Consider the following 19392-nt stretch of genomic DNA (forward strand, 5'->3'; position numbering starts at 1 on the left):
GGCTGTCTTTCTTTTGGCAAACGCTCGCATCCTTCGTTGTTCATTTCGGCTGACTAGCGTTTTCTATCAATCTGAAGATCGTTCACATATTCCGCAATCGTTTTATCCGTTCTTCTGGCGGCGGATGGGTTGAAAATAACGACGCGGCTTTCTTTTTTAACGGGTCCGCAAAGTATAGCGATGCGGTTGAAGACGATGCTTCTTCCACAGGAATACGCGTATTCGTAATAGTTTCCAGTGCGCTTGCTAACGCTACAGGGTTGCGGGTCAACTCTACTGCACTCGCATCAGCCAAATACTCGCGGTTGCGGGAAATGGCAAGCTGCATCATCGTGGCCACAAGCGGCGAAAGCAAGACGAGGAAAATCGCAATGATGAGAATAAGCGGATGCTTGTTGTCTTTATTACGTCCTCCAGAAAACACGAAAAAACGCATGCCGAGATCGCTCAATATGGCGATTGCCGATACGAGAGCGACGGCAATGGTAGATAAGCGTATATCATAATTGCGAATATGGGCCACTTCATGAGCAAGCACACCTTCAATTTCTTCGCGGGAGAGGCGCTCCATCAATCCGGAAGTGACGGCTACAGCGCCCGATTTTGGCGAAATCCCTGTTGCAAAGGCATTCGGGCTTTTGTCTTGAATAATAAAAATTCGCGGCATTGGGATCCGCGCTGCAATGGCTAATCCCTCGACGGTGTGCCATAAAAACGGCTGTTCCGTTGATGAAGTGATCTCACGGGCGTGGTTCATGCGCATGACAACATTGGTGCTTGTGGAAATCATAAAAATCGTATAGCCTCCGGCGATGACCGCGGCAAAAATAGCGCCGCTCACGTAATCGCCGGCACGCACGTACGTAATAGCGGCGCCGATCAAGAGAACAAAAACAATAAAGAGGGCGACCAAAAAAACCGTCTTTCGTTTATTGCGGGCAATCTGGATATGAAACAATGGCTCCCCTCCTTAAAATTGCACTTTTACCGGTTCTTTTTCCTCATCAGGAATGTCAAGGAGTTCCATGCGCATAAAAGAATGAATATTAGCAATCAGATTGGATGGAAACGACTCCAGCTTAGTATTATAGCGCATCACAGTTGAATTATAAGCTTGACGGGCGTACGCAATTTTATTTTCTGTTCCAGCAAGCTCTTCCTGAAGCTGCAAAAAGTTTTTGTTCGCTTTTAAATCGGGATACGATTCCCCAAGGGCAAATAATTGCCTAAGCATGCCGTTTAGCTCAGCATTTTGCTCGACACGTTCGTGGCGGCTCGCATTCGGCTGGGCAATGACGTTTCGTTTTTCAATGACGCCAGTCAACGTTTCCTGTTCATGTTTGGCGTAGCCTTTTACGGTTTCAACGAGATTTGGAATTAAATCATAGCGTCGTTTTAACTGCACATCAATTTGTGCCCACGATTCCTCGGCCCAATTTCGGTGCTTGACGAGTGAGTTGTAGCTAGCAATCCAAGCAAGCCCAATAACAGCAATGATGACAATGATAAGAATAATCATCTCTATGTACCACCTTTCTTTTAATACCATTTACGGACAGCAAAAGTCGAAGTTTCGTTTTTCATAAAAAAAGTCTAGCATGGATGGCGTGAAAAGAACAGCATAGCCACTGGATGGGGCAAATAGGATAAACAGAAAGGATTTGACTTACGAAAAAGAGTACGTTACGATTTTGGTAACGCTTTCATTTCTAAAAGTTGGCTTTTCCTGAACGGTCGCTCAGATTATGAAAAGAAGGAGAGCATGCCATGACAGTCAGACTGACAAAAGACCAAGAAATGATTAAAGACATGGTTAGGCAATTTGCCCGCAAGGAAATTGCCCCACTGGCGCGAGAGCTAGATCGAGATTCGCGTTTTCCAGAGACGATTTTTAAAAAGATGGGGCAGCTTGGCTTGCTCGGTTTGCCGTTCCCCGAAAAATACGGCGGGTCAGGAGGAGATACGGTCTCTTATGCACTTGCTGTCGAAGAAATCGGCTACGCATGCGGCGGTACCGGCTTGAGTTATGCTGCAGCGGTATCTCTTGGTGCAAGTCCGATTTTCTACTACGGCACAGAAGAACAAAAGCAAACCTATTTAGTTCCACTTGCAAAAGGCGAATCCCTTGGTGCATTCGGGTTAACAGAACCAAATGCTGGTTCTGACGCGGGTGGGACGCAGACAAAAGCTGTCTTTGAAAACGGCGACTATATTCTTAATGGTGAGAAATGTTGGATCACGAATGCGATGTACGCGCAAACCGTTATCATTACTGCCGTTACCGGAACGCAATCAAACGGCAAAGAACGGATTTCAGCGTTTATTGTACCAACAGATACACCTGGTTTTACGATTACGGCTCCTTACGACAAAATGGGCGTCCGCGCTTCAAACACATGTGAACTTGTCCTTGAAGATGTCCGTGTCCCTGAAAGCAATTTGCTTGGCGATCCTGGAAAAGGCTTCAGTCAATTCCTTTACACGTTGGATGGTGGGCGAATTTCAATTGCAGCCCTTGCAGTCGGCATTGCCCAAGCTGCCTTTGACCGGGCGTTAGCCTATGCGAAAGAACGAAAACAATTTTCGAAGCCGATCGGCTCATTCCAAGCGATTCAATTTAAGCTAGCCGATATGGCGATGGAAATTGAACTTGCTCGTAATATGGTGCACAAGGCAGCTGCTTTAAAGGATGCAGGAGCACCGTTTGGCAAAGAAGCGGCCTATGCCAAACTGTTCGCTTCTGAAATGGCAACACGCACATGCAACCAGGCCTTGCAAATTCATGGCGGCTATGGCTATATGCGCGAATATGAAGTAGAACGGATGCTCCGTGATGCCAAGCTATTGGAAATTGGCGAAGGCACTTCGGAAATCCAACGCCTTGTCATTGCTAGGCATTTAGGGTTAGCAGCTTTACAGCAAAAGGAGGCGAAACGGTGATCAATACAGTATTAATTGCCAACCGTGGCGAAATTGCCTCGCGCATTATCCGTACATGCAAAAAGCTTGGCGTAAAGACTATCGCTGTTTATTCAGAAGCTGATTGCAATGCAGAACACGTCACGCTTGCCGACGAGGCCTACTGCATTGGCGGTTCACGTGTCCAGGAGAGCTATTTAAACCAAGAACAGATTTTGGCTGTTGCCAAACAAGCAAAAGCTGATGCCATTCATCCCGGTTACGGGCTGTTGTCCGAGCAAGCTTCATTTGCGACCGCCTGTAAGGACAATGGGCTAACCTTTATTGGCCCTTCAGCAACGGCAATTGCGCTGATGGGCGATAAATTGCAAGCTAGAAAGACGATGGAGGCAGCGGGCATCCCTGTTATTCCAGGAAGTAGCGCTCTTGCCTCAGCAGCAGAAGCAAAGACGAAAGCAAGGGAAATTGGCTTTCCGGTTATGGTCAAAGCCGCTTCAGGTGGCGGCGGCATCGGCATTGACGTGTGCCGGAATGAAGAGGAAATCGAAGCAGCTTTTGCCCGAAACGAAAAGAAAGCACGTATGTTTTTTGGCGACAGCTCTCTTTATTTGGAGAAGTTGCTTGAGCGGCCGCGTCACATTGAAATTCAAGTGCTCGCTGACAGCGATGGCCATATCCTCGCATTTGGGGAGCGGGAATGTTCCATTCAAAGGAGACATCAAAAAGTTGTTGAAGAAGCGCCATCTCCTTTTTTAGACCAAACGACTCGTGAGGCGATGGAGGAAATGGCGAAAAAAGCAGCTGCCGCCATCGGTTATGAAAATGCTGGCACAATTGAATGTTTGCTAGACAGCGACGGAAATTATTACTTTTTGGAAATGAATACACGGCTGCAAGTCGAACATCCAGTGACAGAGGAAGTCTTTGGCATTGATCTTGTGGAATGGCAATTGCGGATAGCAAATGGCGATGTGCTGCCGTGGCAGCAGCATGAGCTCAGAGGCAGCGGCCATGCGATCGAAGTCCGCATTTATGCAGAAGACCCAATACGCTTTTTCCCTTCGCCTGGGATGATAAAGGACATCTCTCTTCCGAAACAACCTTTTATCCGCCATGAATGTCCGGTGAAAGCAGGAAGCGTGATTACCCCGTTTTATGATCCGATGATCGCTAAGCTCATTGTTAAAGGGGGCACGCGCATTGAAGCGATTACTCGATTAAAGGAAGCGCTCAATGACTATGACATAACAGGGGTAAAAACCAATCTGCCTCTTTTGCGGGCAATATGCGATCACCAAGCTTTTATTGAAGGCAACACGCCTACATCTTTTATAAATGATTATAAAGAAGAACTTTTCATAAAGGAGAGAGAAGCATGAACCATATTACAGCGACAATGGCAGGGAACGTTTGGAAAGTTACTGTAAAAGAAGGCGACGAAGTGAAGGCTGGAGATGAAGTCGCCATTTTAGAATCAATGAAAATGGAGATTCCAATTGAGGCAGAACGCGCAGGGAAAGTCAAGGCGATCGTCAAGCCAGAAGGGGAGTTTGTCAACGAAGGGGACGTTTTGATTGAGCTCGAGTAAAACGCTTGTGCAGACAGCAGCTCACGATGGAATTGCCCGTATTACGTTAAACCGTCCACAAGCAGCCAATGCGCTCTCGCTTGCGCTTTTAGATGAGCTCGAAGCGGCTTGCGACTGGGTTGCACAAGAGCACAACATCCGTGTTGTTATTTTAGCTGGCGCAGGCGAAAAAGCGTTTTGTGCCGGCGCTGACTTAAAAGAACGGGCAAACATGACAGAAAGCGAGGCCATTTATGCGGTCAAGCGGATAGGTGAGGTGATTGCACGGGTGGAAAAGCTTCCACAGCCCGTCATTGCCGACGTAGGGGGCAGTGCCTTTGGCGGTGGGTTGGAACTGTGTCTTGCTTGCGATGTCCGCATTTTTGCTGAAGACAGTTTTTATGGTTTGACCGAAACCAAATTGGCGATTATTCCAGGAGCTGGGGGGACGCAGCGGCTGCCTCGTTTAATTGGCCCAGGAAAGGCAAAGGAACTCATTTTCACGGCAAGGCGCTTAACTGGAACAGAAGCCCGTAAATACGGTTTGTGCGAATGGGCACTGCCTCGAGAAAAAACATCCGCAGCTGCTTCACAGTTGGCGGTCGAGATGGCGAGCAACGGCCCGATTGCGTTGCAAGCAGCAAAAAAGGCAATCAACGAAGGGGCAGCCCTTCCTCTTGAAGCCGCTTTGGCTGTGGAACGCGAAGCATATTTGCAGACATTGCAAACCGAAGATCGATTAGAAGGGCTTGCTTCATTCAAAGAAAAGCGCCCTCCCGTTTACAAAGGCAAATAGGAGTTGAGAGCGAGATGACATTTGAGCAAACCAAATTGGCGAAGGAAACGGAAATTTTTAAAGGCGGCCATACGAAATACCATCAACAAAATGCGAAGAAAGGCAAATTGTTTGCCAGGGAGCGTTTGCAGTTGTTGCTTGATGACGGCTTGACTACTGAAGACGGCTTGTTTGCTAACTGTGAAGCGGACGGTCTGCCAGCAGACGGAGTCATTTGCGGAATGGGTACGATAGACGGCAAGCCTGTTTGTGTGATGGCGAATGATTCGACCGTTAAGGCAGGTTCTTGGGGAGCGCGAACGGTTGAGAAAATCATCCGTATTCAAGAAACGGCAGAAAAATTGTCCGTGCCGCTGTTGTATTTGGTTGACTCAGCTGGTGCAAGAATTACTGACCAAGTTGAGATGTTTCCAGGGCGGAGAGGGGCAGGCCGTATTTTTAGCAATCAAGTAAAACTGTCAGGAAGAATTCCGCAAGTTTGTATTCTTTTCGGTCCTTCAGCTGCGGGCGGCGCGTACATTCCTGCATTTTGCGATGTTGTTATTATGGTGGACGGAAATGCTTCCATGTATTTAGGTTCGCCGCGGATGGCACAAATGGTTATTGGCGAGGATGTCACGCTTGAAGAAATGGGCGGCGCCAGCATGCACTGCAGTGTGTCAGGCTGTGGTGATATTCTAGCCAAAAACGAGGAAGACGCGATTTCCCAGGCGCGTGCTTATTTAAGTTATTTGCCGCCAAGCTATAAAGAGAAGCCGCCTAGTAAAGAGGCGCGCCCGCCGAAAGATGTGCCAAAAACAATCGAAGACTTGATCCCGCAAAATCAAAATGCACCATTTAATATGTATGACTTGCTCGAGCGCCTTGTCGACAACGACAGTTTTTTTGAGATCAAGCGAAACTTCGCTCCAGAACTCATCACTGGCTTTGCCCGGTTAAACGGGCAGGCGATCGGCATTGTCGCCAATCAACCAAAGGCAAAAGGTGGAGTATTGTTTCCAGACTCAGCTGACAAAGCCGCTCGCTTCATTACTCTTTGTGATGCTTTTCAGCTGCCGCTTTTGTTTTTAGCGGACATTCCAGGTTTTATGATCGGCACCAAAGTCGAACGTGCTGGCATTATCCGCCATGGTGCAAAAATGATTGCCGCTATGGCTGAAGCGACTGTACCGAAAATTTCCGTCATCGTTCGAAAAGCATACGGGGCCGGACTGTATGCAATGGCCGGGCCTGCTTTTGACCCAGATTGTTGCCTTGCCCTTCCGCAAGCACAAATTGCGGTGATGGGGCCAGAAGCAGCGGTCAACGCCGTATATGCAAACAAAATTGCTGAACTTGGGGAACAGGAGCGGAAAGCATTTATAGAGGAAAAACGTGAAGCATATAAACGAGATATCGATGTTTATCGCCTTGCTTCAGAGCTAGTCATCGACGGGGTTGTCAACGGCAATGACTTACGACAAGAATTGGGGCAGCGCTTTGCTTTTTATGAAAGCAAGCGGATGGTGTTTAGCGAACGAAAACATCCTGTTTATCCCGTTTAAGACGGAGCGCTTGAACAATAATAAATCCCCTTGTGCCCGATAAGGCCAGTGACGGTCTTATGGGCCTTTTTCGTATGGATCGATGATCACGAAACAATCGCTTCTTCTCGTATACGGACAGAGGTATTTAGAGGACGGGCACGTTACAGCAGTAGGCGTCATTTCGTCTCTTTTACTCGTTCAATTAAAGGTGGTGCCAATAACGCGTTTTGATCGCTTCTAAGTGCTTTTCAATGTTTTCGTCATGGATAAACGCTTCCAGTTCGGCTTGTGAATAGTCTAAGTGCTTGCGCTTTTTAATGGTAATCGTGAAAAAAAGGAATGAAAATGTCATTGTTTTTGCGGCCTCCTTTCTAGTAACGGTATGCGTTTCCTTCCTTTTCGTCGTTGCCAGCTATTTTCACTTGGTTTTTCCAGGCTTGCTTTTCATGACGAATCCGATTGAACGTTTCTCTGCACAAAAGGCTCTCACTTGTGTAACACGTGGGTGAAACGAACCCCTGCTTCTTTTAAATAAAGAGTGCAGGGGAGGGGGCTGCTTGCCTACGCTTGTGAATTAAAAGCCTATCGATTTTACCTTGTTTTAAAGGGTAAGTTCTCCAATGTTTCCCATGCGATTTTTCGCACTTTGATTGGATTGGTCAACGAGGATTCCTTCAGGTGTCCGCAGTTTGCTTTGCAGCAATGCTTTTTGGGCAGCGTCAGCTGTGTAGACTGAGCCAAATAAATCAAGTGTGCCAATTTTTTCGTTTAGAACGTTCTCGGCTATTTTTTCTGTAATGGTTAATGTGTCGTCGACAACGATCGTCGTATTTGCTTCCAACCACTCAACGTCTTCTTGTTGCCAGTTCTCTTTTTCAATGAAACGAAAGGCACCAGAATAGGAAAGAACGTCTGTTTCAAATCGATCCAAGCGTTCGTACACTAAGTCTTCAATTTCCTCATGGCAGACGATGTAGGAAGTTGAGTGAATAGCGGTGAAAGCTGCCTGCAATTGTTCTCTGGAAATGCCCTTTTGTAACAGCAACGGCTTGGTGGTGTAAAGTGAGCTGCCCCTAAACCGTTTGATCGAATGTTCATCTAAGCGCAGTGTCCCCGTCGTTACTTGAAAACCAGAGGGAACAATCGCCACTTTGCCTACAATAGAAGCCTTCTCATAAAAACCCTGTTCTTGTGTGGCATACAGAAGCGCCTTTCCGTTAATGGTGAGACGTGCAATTCTGTCTGAAAACAAGGCCATGTCAAGATCAGGCGCCAATTCGAGCTTGCCATTGACGATAAGAAGTTGGCCAGGTGGAAGTGCCTTTAGGTAGCTATTGGTCAATTGAATGCTAGTGGTTTCAATTTGAGGCAAGTGGTCTGTGTACGTTTCAACGGAACCAGAGACCGTTTTTAACAGAAGGTTGACGGCCCCTTTTAGAGCGGGAGGAGCATAAACGCTACCGTGCACAACGATTTGGCAGACTGCCTGTTTGAGCTGCTCGACCGTCACATCCTTTGCGACTATAACCAGGCCGTTCACTAGAAAGGTACATGGTTCGAGCATCGCCTCCAAAAAGGCGGAATCAATGAGCAAACGACCGTTGACGATGCGTGCTTGATAACTAGTTTCCAATGTCTGGCCGATGTTGTTGATAGTTAATTTTGAAAGGAGAGGCGCTGTCTCTTTTGCGTAGATTACAAGTCCGACATTTTCGATTTTTTCAATATCGCGAATGCTCTCTTCGGTAGCATTCACCATGTTTAACAATCCGACATTTCCAATCGTCATTCCCATTTCAATCATCCTCCTCTAATTGTTTGCGCAGCGTCTTGATTGCTTGCGCTAAATGGTAGCGTACGGTTGATGCCGTTAACGCGGTTTGTTCGCTAATTTCGTTGCTGGAAAGCCCGATCCAATAGCGTTTGAAAACAATATCACTTTGAATAGGGGAGAGGGAGCGAAGCAAGTCCGCTGTTTCAATCGCTGTTAGGCCAGCAGCTTGAAAGGCTGGTTCGTTTGCTTCTTCCCACTCCGTTTCTCGTTGGAGCTTGCGGCGCTGGTCAATTAGCTCGTTTTTCATCACTCGATAAAACCATGCCTTTTGTTTATGGCGCGGCCACTGTTCAAGTTCGCTGTGTACCAGTGCTTTCTCGAACGCGTCTTGAAGCAAGTCATTGGCTTCGTGTTCATGGCGGGCAATTGAATAAGCGAAGCGCCGTAAATCTCCATGTAAATCTTCAAATGTCGCCAATATGTCACCTACCTATTCTGCATCTGTCCTCCGTTCATTGTACATTCAATCGAGATTCAATGTTTCCCTCTCATAAAGAGAACGTTTCAATGAACGAAACTGTTGGTCATTGATAAAAAAGTTTTAAGCAATGGGACGGCCTTCAAGAAAAGAGGATTTATAGTGGAAGCGAGCATGCTTGAAGGGAAGCAGTCATTATGTAGCAAAAAGAGGCCTTCCCCTGTTACGTACAGAGGCAAGGCCGCTTAGTGACTTTTTATCATGAGAAGTGGAAACGTTTTAGCGAATGCGTTGTTCGTTTTCTGGGTTAAAGAAGTGTGCTTTATTCATATTAAAAGCAAGCTCAATCGTATCGCCGCTTTTCGCTGTTGTCCGTGAATCAACACGAGCGACGAATTCTTGGCCGTCAATCGATGAGTAAAGCACCATTTCAGCACCAGTCAATTCCGCTACATCGATCAACGCATTGATTTTCGTGTCTGGTGAGGAAGAAATGAATACGGGCTCATCATGAATATCCTCAGGGCGAATGCCGAGAATCAGTTCTTTATCTTGAAAGCCTTGTTCCCGTAAGATAGACATTTTCCCTTCTGGGACGCGTATGCGCTGCTCTTTGACTACGAAATCGCTTCCATCTAAATGGCCTGAAATAAAGTTCATAGATGGAGAGCCGATAAAACCGCCGACGAAAATATTTTCCGGATTGTCGTACACATCTTTCGGTGTGCCGATTTGTTGGATAAAGCCATCTTTCATGATAACGATCCGTGTCGCCATCGTCATCGCTTCTGTTTGGTCATGGGTTACATAAATGGTCGTTGTTTGTAAGCGCTTATGCAATTTTGTAATTTCAGCACGCATTTGCACACGAAGCTTCGCGTCTAAGTTGGACAGTGGTTCGTCCATTAAAAACACTTGCGGATCACGGACGATCGCCCGTCCAAGAGCAACACGTTGACGTTGCCCGCCGGACATTGCTTTTGGTTTCCGGTCAAGCATTTCTTCAAGGCCAAGGATTTTCGCCGCATTATGTACGCGGGTTTTAATTTCTTCTTTTTTAAATTTGCGCAGTTTAAGCCCGAATGCCATATTATCATATACATTCATATGTGGATACAATGCGTAGTTTTGGAAAACCATCGCAATATCCCGGTCTTTTGGAGCCACATCATTCATTCGTTTATCGCCAATGATAAGGTCGCCTTGGGAAATCTCTTCAAGCCCAGCGATCATCCGCAATGTAGTGGATTTACCACAGCCTGATGGGCCGACGAAAACAATAAACTCCTTGTCTTCAATGTCTAAGTTGAAGTCTGTAACAGCCGTAACATCCCCATCATATACTTTATACACATTTTTTAATTGAATCGAAGCCATTTGTCGTTTCCCCTCCTTAGTTATTGTTTGTATTGTAACCCCTTTCATAATGATGGCGCTATGGAAAAAGTGCACAAAAAATAACGGTCAACCTGTGCAGCATGCCGCGGGTTATGGAAGCAGCAAAGCAACAAAGGCGGCATTTGGAAAAGTGCGTATATCAATTCCAGTGACGGCAACAAACTTGTCGATTCTGTATTGCAAGCTATTGCGGTGCAAATGGAGGGTTTTAGCCGCTTTTGTGCTATTCATATTTTCCAGTAAGTATACGCGTACCGTCCTTACCAGCTCTTTGTCGTCAACAATTTCCTGAGGAAGAAAATGAGCGCGCAGCTTTTCGAGCTCGAGCGAAGGGGTTTGCTTTAGTAAGTAAGCTAAACCAGCTTCCGCTGCTTGCAATACGTGGCGCTTCTTTTTGGTTTGATCGTCTTTACAGCAAGCAAACAACTCGCTTTCAAATCGCCATGCCGCCTTTGCTTTTGGTCCTTCCACTGGTGTGCCGACCATGAACGAGATCCCGATGTAAAAGTCTGTTTCAATCAATTCGACAACTGCATCTAAATCAACATCCTCTGCGGCCGAAGGGAACAACAACATGCCGGACATGCTGTTTTGCCATACGAAACAAGTATATGGAGGAAATGTATTAAGAACCGCTTCACGAAAAGCGGCAAAGTCTTCAAGAGGCTTTTCCAATTGAAAATGAACAGCGCAAATGGTTTCTTCTGTTGGCGGCTGTTGCCCGTCGCCGAACAAATAAGCGTGCCATGCGTTTTCTTCTTTTGTTTGTGGAGCAGGAGGAGACAGAGGTTCACTTAAAAGCAAAGACAACAATAGCTGCTCTCTGTCTGTTAGCTTTTGGCGGTTAAAAGAAACCGTATCACGGTTTTCTGATTGCAGCGCCCAACGATCCGACAGGTTGTCCCCTGGTTTCCATAAGGCATGGGCAAATTGTATTTTTAGTTCAGTGATCATCGTTCACGTACCTTTCCAGGTCTTTTTAGGCTAGTATAACAAAAAAGAAGCCTTTCGGAGGCTTCTTTTCACGCTTCTAAACGTCTCTTCCCTTACCGCCAGCGCTGCTGGCTGCGGTTTGTGTTTGTTGGGCTATAAAAAACTAAGAGCGCTTGCTTTGTTTTTCTTGGGGAACATCTTCTTCAATCCGTCCGCCTGAGCGGGGGTTAACGGTTCCTCCATGTAAACCTTCATTCACATATCGGTCGACGTCCAGTTCAAATTTTGCCCGCGCCTCAGAGTCCCGTTTTTCTTTGTTTGGCATCATCATCCCTCCTGGTATTAACATGCACCAAAAGAGTCAAAATGATTTAATATGCTGTTCTGCTTCATACACATGGTAAAGCATTAAATCATGGATCGATTTTTCTAATTGCAACTGTTTATTTATGTCATGAGGGGCGTTTTGCCACAAAATTGAGCCGTCATAGTGGTACGTGCCAGCGACAAAGCGCCCTTCAAAATAGCAAGAAAAACTCCATTTTTGTTTACGGCCGTGGACAGAAAGAGGCTTGTATTGGAAATGGACAAGCACAGAAAACACCTCCATTTTTATGTAAGGGCTTACATAGAGTGTACCATAGGTGGCATTTCATGATCAAAAAAAATCAGCTATAATAGAACAATGGATTTAGGTCCGCATTCCTGGAAAAAGGAGGAAGCCTGCTGGCTTTAGAAAGCAGGCATATGACTGTGCACTGGATATGGTTAGTACTTTTACTCGCCGTCGTCGGCGCTATTGTAGGTGCGGCGACAAACGCCCTTGCAATCCGCATGTTATTCCGCCCTCATCGGGCATACTCAATTGGCAAATGGCAACTTCCCTTTACACCTGGCTTACTGCCTCGGCGACAAAAAGAACTTGCCGTCCAGCTTGGCAATATTGTCGCCAATCATTTGCTTACAGCTGAGGGGCTCGGCAAAAAATTTGGCAGTACCGCTTTTGCAGCTGAACTAACCAATTGGCTAAAAAAACAGCTTGCGAACTGGCTTAGGAGCGAACGAACCGTTGAGTCGATTTTAAAGTCGCTGTTTCAAGCAGATATTGGCCGTGAACAGCTTGTCGTCCAATCCAAATCATGGCTGAAGGACCGCCTCAAACGCTATTTACAAAAAAACAAGGAAGTGTCTATTAAAAGCGTCGTCCCACAAGAATTGCAGGATCGTTTAACGGACTGGCTTCCAGAGGCGTCAGCCTTGTTGTTAAAACGGGCAACAGCTTATATTGACAGTGAAGAAGGCGAGCAGCGGATTGGTGCAATGGTGAGACAGTTTTTGACGACAAAAGGAAAAGTCGGCAGCATGGTATCCATGTTTTTTTCTGCTGATAAGTTGACGGAATATGTGTTGCCTGAAATTAAAAAATTCCTTCATGATGAACAGACAAAGGAAACGGTACAAAGCTTGCTTCAAACGGAGTGGCACCGTATGCTCAACAGACCGCTTGCTTCTTTTCAGGCAGAGAACTATGTCGATCAGTTTGTTGATAAAGCTGCAGAAGAGCTTGAAGGAAAGATACCTGTTTTAAATTGGTATAACGCGCCTTTAAGTACATGGACAACGCCATATGCAGAACCACTCGTTGAACGGGGTGTCCCTGTCATTGTCGGCATGGTAACGGTTTACATGGAACAACATATTGCCGATATCCTTAGCAAGCTCCGTCTGGAGGAAGTGATTGAAGAGCAAGTAGCCTCGTTCTCAATGGCGCATTTAGAAAAATTAATAATGAACATTACGAGACGGGAATTGCATATGATTACCCTTCTCGGCGGCTTGATTGGCGGAATCGTCGGCCTCATTCAAGCCGTTATCGTACATTTTTTCTATTAATTGGCCCATATGGCGTGATTTACGGTCGACTTCATGTTATAGTCGGTGAGACTAGCCTTTAGGAGTGATAATGAATGAGCAATGCGTATGATAAAGCGCACGAGCTAAAAGAAGCGTTAGCAGAAACGCAAGAATTTAAGTCGCTTTACGACTTGCATCGGCAAATTGATGCGGACGACATCGCTAAAAAAATGCTTGAAAATTTCCGGAAGCTTCAGCTCGATTTGCAGCAAAAGCAAATGCAAGGCGTGCAAATTAGCGAGGAAGAAGCGCAACAAGCACAGCAGCAATTTGAACTCGTTTCCCAGCATGAATTGATTTCAAAATTGATGGATGCGGAGCAACGGTTAAGTGTGATTATTACAGACTTGAACAAAATCATTACCGAGCCACTTGAGCGCATTTATGGCGAACCGCCACAAGAGCAATAAGTTTTTTACGATCTGCCGAACAAGGCAGGTCGTTTTTTTATGGCCGGTCCGCAAGCGGCAAACAGCCAGTTCTACTTTTTTCCTCGTCATCATAATACTAGTACAGAATGAGGCAAGTTCACAGTACATCAAGAGAATTGAAGGGGGAATGGATGTGAAGGCCTATAAACTGCTGGCGGTCAATATTGATGGAGCCATTTTTGGCAAAGATTCGAAGATAAGCAGGAGGACGAAAGAGGCGATCAATTATTTAAAGTATAAAGGGATCACAGTTGTCCTGACGACATCACAGCCTTTTTCACGGGCACAAAAGGCTGCAAAAGCATTAAAGCTTGATGGCATGGTAATCGCTCATGGAGGAGCGCTTGTGGCAGATACAGATAGAAATGAATGGTTTAATCGCCAGCTCGAAATGGATACAACACTAGATTTCTGCCATATCCTTGAACGTTTCGACTGTGATGCCCGCCTATTATATGGCGACCACGCTGTGGCGACTCGGCCCTTGCAAAAACAAAACTTGCTTGCACGAATGTCATTCAGTTCTCCTGGTGAACAGTTAATGTACCCGACCACTTATGTAGATTCCCTTTATGAGCAAGTTCTGAAAGAAGGGAGCGGGCCGCTTAATATCTCCGTAAAATGTGAAAACAGTACAGACTTGGACCATATTTGCGAAGTGTTACAGAAAGAGATCCAAAGCATTGAAATGAGCCGCATAAACAGGAAAGAGTGCATATTTGTTGGTGCTGGTGCTGGAAAAGCACGGGCATTGCAATGGCTTACGAAACAGCGAGGCATGGAGATGGAAGATGTTGTAGCGATTGGCATTGGTGAGGAGGATATTGACATGATAGAAATGGCAGGCCTCGGGGTAGCGATGGGCAATGCCAGTGGAAAACTAAAAGAAAAAGCCTCCTGGGTCACACGGAATGTTGACCAAGACGGCTTTGCCTTTATGGTCCATGAACTGTTCCGAAAGCAACTACGGCTACAAGTGGATTAGGGTCCATCTCTGTCGTAGGGTACAGACGATAGAAATCGCTCAACAGGCATTGTTATTTTTTGCGCAGATGCTCATCGATTCGCATCTTCACTGTCTGGAATAGGGCAACATTCCGTAGCCGCTCTTTTAAGAAAAGGGCGGTATTTTCTATCGGCAGAATAACAGCAGCTTGCCGCTTCTCGTCAACCGATGGGTGAGCTTTTCCGCCTGCGCTTCTTTTAACCGTAATGTGGCTGTTCGGATCGCTTCATCGTCCGTTGCTGCTTCAAACCGTTCATTTAACACTTCTGAACTGTCTTTTTGAAAAGCAGTCAAATAGTAAACCATTGGTTCGCCTCCTTTTGTTTGATAGCGTTTCCATTAGTATAGCATGAAAAAAAGTGTGCATTCACCTATTTTTCATGACTGAATACAATATCGGCAAAGGGGGAATAGTGGATGTCAGTAGAAACAATTAAGTCATTATGCCAGCGGTACACCAATTATCCCGTCAAATTGACGGCACATGACGGCGTCGAACTTGAAGCCATTATTGAATATGTTGACAATGAGAATGCCCATGTCCTTTATCCAGTTGACGAGAATGAAAAACCAATACGCTTGTCCCAATTAGAAGGATTTTCTAGCGCAATGGAAATGCGCTATCCGTATAGCTATCCATACTATGGCTACCCGCCTTACGGCTTTGGTGTCAGGCCATTTGGCTGGCGTCGCTGGGTGCTACCGCTTGCAGCCCTTGCTGCTATTGCTCTGTTATAGGCATGCTCCAGCTAAGGGCATGCCTTTACATATTTCTTGAGAGTGAGGAAGATTACGTAAATTCAGCGGAAAGTTCGCGATTTAAAACGAAATTATGTAAAATAAAGCTATACCACTTGAAGGTGTCGATAAATGGTTAGGGATTTCCTGTTTATGGGCAGGTAACTGAAAGTGAAAACCTAAAGAGGACAAGCTTTTAGACACAATTGTAGATGAAATTGACTGGAGCTGTTAGGAGGATTGCAGATGGAAACATATAATATTTACCTAGTAGAAGATGAAGCGAATTTATCAGAGGTATTAAAGGCTTATTTGCAAAAGGAAGGATGGAACGTCACCGTTTTTCTCGACGGCAATGCTGCTATTGAGGCGGTCCCGGATAAACCGCATTTGTGGGTATTGGATATTATGTTGCCTGGGACCGACGGCTACCAAGTTTTGAAAGCTATTAAAGAGCAAGAAGACACGCCAGTTATTTTCATTTCTGCACGTGACCAAGACTTAGATCGTGTGCTTGGTCTTGAGATGGGCAGCGATGATTATTTGGCAAAGCCGTTTTTGCCACAGGAACTGATTATCCGTGTAAAAAAGCTGCTTAATCGTGTTTACGGTACGTCGTCAGCAGAATCGCAAAAAATTGAGCTGAACAACTACAGCATTGACCCAATCGGCCGCACGATTGTCGATCTAGAGGCCAATAATGACACGGTTGATTTAACGACAAAAGAAATGGATTTAATGTTGCTGTTGTCTGCTGATATTGGCAAGGCGTTTTCTCGGGAAAAAATCATTGAGCATGTTTGGGGCGAAAATTATTTTGGTTCAGAACGGGCAGTGGACGATGTAGTCCGCCGCGTCCGTAAAAAAATGCCGCGTATCCACTTAGAAACGCTCTATGGTTACGGATACCGCATTTTGTCTTCATGATTAAAATCAACTTGACGAAACGAATATGGCTAGCATTCGTTTCGTTAATTGTGCTTGTTGTCCTTTCGATTACCATTGTTTACCCACTTTCGATCAGAGGAACGCTTACCGAGGAAACGTACCGTTTAATTGAAAACGATGTTAGGCAGCTTCTTTCTGGGGAGAATGACTACTTTCCGTTCCAGCCAGGGTTTTACCAGGCCAGGGAGCAACGTTCAACGGTTTCTTATTCATTTCGTTTATCTGAAGCTGGTGTAAGCTATATTGACCCACGGTTAGTTCCCCCTTACGAAGTGAATAATGAAATAGTCCAGAATGCTTTAGAACAAAAGGGACAGCATGGCCGTTATGAAACCACAATTGATGAACAAACGCTATTTTATGTAATCACCAAAATCTCGGACAGTCAATTCCTTGTCACGTATATGTGGGACACATACCGTGACGAGATGGTAAACCGTTTATGGGAGCGGCTGCTATACTTATTGTTGTTAGCAAGTGCCTTAAGTTTGTTCCCGGCGATTTGGCTAAAGCATTATTTGCGCCAGCCTCTTGCCGTGCTTGAGAACCATCTTGAGCAAATTGCCAACCGTAATTGGCAAGAACCATTGCGGTGGGAGGGAGATAAGGATTTCGAACGCCTATCTTACCAATTTGAACGGATGCGGCAAAACTTAAATAGCTATGACCGAGCGCAAAAGACATTCATCCAACATGCATCCCACGAGCTCAAAACGCCAATTATGGTCATTAAAAGCTACTCCCAGTCTGTGAAAGACGGGATTTTGCCAAAAGAAAATTTGGAGCAAACGATGGACGTCATCACGGAAGAGGCAAACCGGATGGAACGCCGCGTAATTGACATGCTCTATTACACAAAGCTCGACCAAATGAAGAAAGATCAGCTTAACGTTGGGCCATTCCCGTTCGGAAATCTAGCATACCAGATTGAAGAACGGTTCCGCTACCAGCGCGATGATGTAACCATTTCCGTTGAAGGGGCAGAAGTCATTGTCGAAGCTGACATTGAACAATGCGAAGTGTTGTTGGAAAACCTCGTTGAAAACGGGTTGCGTTATGCGAAGCATCGCTTGTATATTCGCGCTGAACAAGATGAGAGGAACTGTTATCTCATTGTCGAAAATGAAGGAGAACCGATTGACGCTGATTTGACTAAGCTATTTAACCCTTTTTATAAAGGCAATAAAGGCAAATTTGGACTCGGGCTGGCAATCGTCAAGCAAATAGCGGAGCTTCATCGGGGGAGTGCACGAGTGGAAAATATCGATGATGGCGTCCGATTCACCATAACGTTGCCGAAGACAATCAAGCCTAAGCCTATTGAACCAAAGCGGAAAGAACGGCGAAAAGAAGCAAAAGCTGACAAAAAAGAGCGCTAGCCTATGGGTGCGCTCTTTTTGTTTTCAACCCCTTTAAAGCGAATCGTATGCTATACTGAAAGGAAGATTAGAAGCTTAAGAGGTGAGACGATGGCAAAAGGCATTAGACATCATCGAGTGGGGGAAGCGGTAGATGGTTATTTATTAATTAAAACCGCCACAAAACAAATCGCTAGCAACTCAAAGCCTTTTTTGACGTTGATTCTTGGCGACCATACCGGTGAAATTGAGGCTAAACTTTGGGGGATTTCCCCAGAAGATGAAGCGACCTTTGTCAATAAAACAATTGTCCATATCCAAGGAGACGTGATTGACTATCGGGGGCGGCTTCAGCTTAAAATTGCCAGCATCCGCCCAACATCAGCGATGGATGGCGTTCACTTAAATGATTTTGTCCGATCAGCTCCCTTGGCGCCAAATGATATGCTCGATGAAGTCAATCAATACATTTTTGAAATCCATAATCCCCATATCCAACGGATTACACGCTTTCTCCTAAAAAAACACCAACAGGCATTTTTAGAATCGCCAGCGGCTACAAAAAACCATCATGAGTTTATGTCCGGCTTGGCATTCCATGTCGTATCGATGCTACGGATTGGCAAAAGCTTAATAGAGCTTTATCCAACTCTTGACAAAGACTTGCTTTACGCAGGCATCATTTTGCACGATTTAGGCAAAGTTCGTGAGCTATCTGGCGCGATTGATACTACCTATACGTTAGAAGGAAAGCTTCTTGGCCATATTTCCATCATGTCCAATGAAATTGCTCAAGCTGCCAAAGAGCTAGAAATTGACGGGGAAGAGGTTCTTATTCTTCAGCATCTTATTTTAAGTCACCATGGGAAAGGGGAATGGGGCAGTCCAAAAACCCCTGTAGTGAGGGAGGCGGAAGTTCTCCATTTAATTGATAATATTGATGCGAAGATTAATATGATGGATCGGGCGCTTGAACGGGTACAGCCAGGAGAGTTTTCGGAACGGGTTATGGCTCTTGATAATCGCAGTTTTTATAAACCGAGCTTTCATAAAAAGCCAATAGAGTTATAGGTTCCAACGGTTAAACCTAATACCCTCGTTCCCATGCTTGGAATCCCGTCATTCATGAACGCTATTCTCGGTTTCACACGGATTGGGACATCGGCAGACAAGCGTTTTCTATCAGTCTCGATGGTTTTGTCGACTTTGATCCTCTCTACGGTTCTATTCTATTTTTCCCATGCATACGTTTTACTAGAAAGCCAAAACGGATGTGGAAGGATGGACGATACGATGAAACCTAAAAAGACAAGCCAGTTCATTGCTCTGGGAGCTGTTGCCGTCTTAGCGATTGTCTTCATTGTGACTCAAACTTCACTACTATCAGTCATAACAAGCAGCCCCTGGTGGATGTATGGTTTGATTATCGGCATTTTGTTTAGCGGATATATGTGGGTAAAAACAATGAAGGAAGAAAACGAGGCTGACCAGGAGTGGATCGAGCAAGAGGGAAATGTTTACATGGCCCGCTTGGAGGCCGCCAAAGCTCGCAGGGAAGCACAACAGAAATAAGAGCAAGCGACAGCATTGCGCTGTTGCTTGCTCT

The 19392-nt window shown here is 45.6% G+C and carries 23 protein-coding genes; 13 read left to right on the forward strand and 10 right to left on the reverse strand.

Annotated features, from left to right (window positions below; genetic code table 11):
- Positions 1 to 82: 82 nt before the first annotated feature.
- Together htpX and V5G21_RS16880 are read right to left on the reverse strand one after the other, a co-directional pair.
- Positions 83 to 958 (reverse strand): zinc metalloprotease HtpX, encoded by an 876-nt coding sequence (htpX, locus tag V5G21_RS16875; protein ID WP_011246348.1) that lies wholly within the window; start codon positions 956 to 958, stop codon positions 83 to 85.
- Positions 959 to 970: 12 nt separating this feature from the next.
- Positions 971 to 1519: a LemA family protein gene (locus V5G21_RS16880; RefSeq protein ID WP_011246349.1), complete on the reverse strand. Its 549-nt coding sequence runs from the start codon at positions 1517 to 1519 to the stop codon at positions 971 to 973.
- A 248-nt stretch (positions 1520 to 1767) separates the two neighbouring features.
- On the opposite strand from V5G21_RS16880, the gene V5G21_RS16885 reads away from it, so the two are divergent.
- From V5G21_RS16885 to V5G21_RS16905, 5 genes are read left to right on the forward strand one after another with little or no spacing between them, the layout of a single operon-like run.
- A complete protein-coding gene (locus V5G21_RS16885; protein ID WP_095316147.1) occupies positions 1768 to 2940 on the forward strand; it encodes an acyl-CoA dehydrogenase in 1173 nt (390 codons plus the stop codon).
- Positions 2937 to 4298 carry an acetyl-CoA carboxylase biotin carboxylase subunit gene (locus V5G21_RS16890; RefSeq protein WP_035204461.1) on the forward strand — a complete coding sequence of 454 codons (1362 nt, stop codon included), beginning with the start codon at positions 2937 to 2939 and terminating at the stop codon, positions 4296 to 4298. The genes V5G21_RS16885 and V5G21_RS16890 overlap by 4 nt, the downstream gene beginning before the upstream one ends.
- On the forward strand, positions 4295 to 4507 hold the full coding sequence (locus V5G21_RS16895) for an acetyl-CoA carboxylase biotin carboxyl carrier protein subunit (RefSeq protein ID WP_011246352.1): 213 nt from the start codon (positions 4295 to 4297) through the stop codon (positions 4505 to 4507). Before V5G21_RS16890 ends, V5G21_RS16895 begins: the two co-directional genes overlap by 4 nt.
- A complete protein-coding gene (locus tag V5G21_RS16900; protein ID WP_082369073.1) occupies positions 4494 to 5282 on the forward strand; it encodes an enoyl-CoA hydratase-related protein in 789 nt (262 codons plus the stop codon). Before V5G21_RS16895 ends, V5G21_RS16900 begins: the two co-directional genes overlap by 14 nt.
- Positions 5283 to 5296: 14 nt before the next feature.
- On the forward strand, positions 5297 to 6826 hold the full coding sequence (locus V5G21_RS16905; RefSeq protein WP_095294570.1) for an acyl-CoA carboxylase subunit beta: 1530 nt from the start codon (positions 5297 to 5299) through the stop codon (positions 6824 to 6826).
- A gap of 184 nt (positions 6827 to 7010) precedes the next feature.
- Here the strand turns inward: V5G21_RS16905 and V5G21_RS16910 are convergent, their stop codons facing one another.
- The 7 genes from V5G21_RS16910 to V5G21_RS16940 all read right to left on the reverse strand — a co-directional run bounded on the left by V5G21_RS16910 (position 7011) and on the right by V5G21_RS16940 (position 11986).
- The gene (locus V5G21_RS16910; RefSeq protein WP_082111792.1) at positions 7011 to 7160 is read right to left on the reverse strand and encodes a YrzI family small protein; all 150 of its coding nucleotides are present in this window, start codon (positions 7158 to 7160) and stop codon (positions 7011 to 7013) included.
- Positions 7161 to 7409: 249 nt separating this feature from the next.
- A complete protein-coding gene (locus V5G21_RS16915; RefSeq protein WP_035204465.1) occupies positions 7410 to 8603 on the reverse strand; it encodes a hypothetical protein in 1194 nt (397 codons plus the stop codon).
- A 1-nt stretch (position 8604) separates the two neighbouring features.
- Positions 8605 to 9060, reverse strand: coding sequence for an RNA polymerase sigma factor (locus V5G21_RS16920; protein ID WP_338464969.1), 456 nt, complete (start codon positions 9058 to 9060; stop codon positions 8605 to 8607).
- A gap of 279 nt (positions 9061 to 9339) precedes the next feature.
- Positions 9340 to 10437, reverse strand: a complete 1098-nt coding sequence (locus V5G21_RS16925; protein WP_011246358.1) for an ABC transporter ATP-binding protein — start codon at positions 10435 to 10437, stop codon at positions 9340 to 9342.
- Between the two features lie 111 nt (positions 10438 to 10548).
- Positions 10549 to 11412 (reverse strand): PucR family transcriptional regulator, encoded by an 864-nt coding sequence (locus V5G21_RS16930; protein ID WP_338464970.1) that lies wholly within the window; start codon positions 11410 to 11412, stop codon positions 10549 to 10551.
- A gap of 142 nt (positions 11413 to 11554) precedes the next feature.
- On the reverse strand, positions 11555 to 11716 hold the full coding sequence (locus V5G21_RS16935) for a hypothetical protein (protein ID WP_011246360.1): 162 nt from the start codon (positions 11714 to 11716) through the stop codon (positions 11555 to 11557).
- Positions 11717 to 11752: 36 nt separating this feature from the next.
- Complete coding sequence (locus tag V5G21_RS16940) at positions 11753 to 11986, reverse strand: YheE family protein (RefSeq protein WP_338464971.1); 234 nt, start codon at positions 11984 to 11986, stop codon at positions 11753 to 11755.
- Between the two features lie 152 nt (positions 11987 to 12138).
- Here V5G21_RS16940 and V5G21_RS16945 point away from each other — a divergent pair, with 152 nt between their 5' ends.
- From V5G21_RS16945 to V5G21_RS16955, 3 genes are all read left to right on the forward strand, one after another.
- Positions 12139 to 13284 (forward strand): DUF445 domain-containing protein, encoded by a 1146-nt coding sequence (locus V5G21_RS16945; protein WP_338464972.1) that lies wholly within the window; start codon positions 12139 to 12141, stop codon positions 13282 to 13284.
- Positions 13285 to 13358: 74 nt separating this feature from the next.
- Positions 13359 to 13715, forward strand: coding sequence for a YlbF family regulator (locus V5G21_RS16950; RefSeq protein WP_011246363.1), 357 nt, complete (start codon positions 13359 to 13361; stop codon positions 13713 to 13715).
- Positions 13716 to 13869: 154 nt separating this feature from the next.
- Positions 13870 to 14721: an HAD-IIB family hydrolase gene (locus V5G21_RS16955; protein ID WP_035204474.1), complete on the forward strand. Its 852-nt coding sequence runs from the start codon at positions 13870 to 13872 to the stop codon at positions 14719 to 14721.
- A gap of 147 nt (positions 14722 to 14868) precedes the next feature.
- On the opposite strand, the gene V5G21_RS16960 is transcribed toward V5G21_RS16955, so the two are convergent.
- Positions 14869 to 15048: a YhzD family protein gene (locus tag V5G21_RS16960; RefSeq protein ID WP_011246365.1), complete on the reverse strand. Its 180-nt coding sequence runs from the start codon at positions 15046 to 15048 to the stop codon at positions 14869 to 14871.
- Positions 15049 to 15159: 111 nt separating this feature from the next.
- Here V5G21_RS16960 and V5G21_RS16965 point away from each other — a divergent pair, with 111 nt between their 5' ends.
- The 5 genes from V5G21_RS16965 to V5G21_RS16985 all read left to right on the forward strand — a co-directional run bounded on the left by V5G21_RS16965 (position 15160) and on the right by V5G21_RS16985 (position 19358).
- Positions 15160 to 15480, forward strand: a complete 321-nt coding sequence (locus V5G21_RS16965; protein WP_011246366.1) for a hypothetical protein — start codon at positions 15160 to 15162, stop codon at positions 15478 to 15480.
- Between the two features lie 246 nt (positions 15481 to 15726).
- A complete protein-coding gene (locus V5G21_RS16970) occupies positions 15727 to 16407 on the forward strand; it encodes a response regulator transcription factor (RefSeq protein ID WP_011246367.1) in 681 nt (226 codons plus the stop codon).
- Positions 16404 to 17807: a HAMP domain-containing sensor histidine kinase gene (locus V5G21_RS16975; RefSeq protein WP_338464974.1), complete on the forward strand. Its 1404-nt coding sequence runs from the start codon at positions 16404 to 16406 to the stop codon at positions 17805 to 17807. Before V5G21_RS16970 ends, V5G21_RS16975 begins: the two co-directional genes overlap by 4 nt.
- A gap of 90 nt (positions 17808 to 17897) precedes the next feature.
- Positions 17898 to 18857: a 3'-5' exoribonuclease YhaM gene (yhaM, locus tag V5G21_RS16980; RefSeq protein ID WP_011246369.1), complete on the forward strand. Its 960-nt coding sequence runs from the start codon at positions 17898 to 17900 to the stop codon at positions 18855 to 18857.
- 222 nt (positions 18858 to 19079) lie between these two features.
- Positions 19080 to 19358 carry a sporulation YhaL family protein gene (locus V5G21_RS16985; protein ID WP_070104799.1) on the forward strand — a complete coding sequence of 93 codons (279 nt, stop codon included), beginning with the start codon at positions 19080 to 19082 and terminating at the stop codon, positions 19356 to 19358.
- Positions 19359 to 19392: the final 34 nt, after the last annotated feature.

It is taken from the genome of Shouchella rhizosphaerae (assembly GCF_036700015.1).
Lineage (GTDB): Bacteria > Bacillota > Bacilli > Bacillales > Bacillaceae_D > Shouchella > Shouchella rhizosphaerae.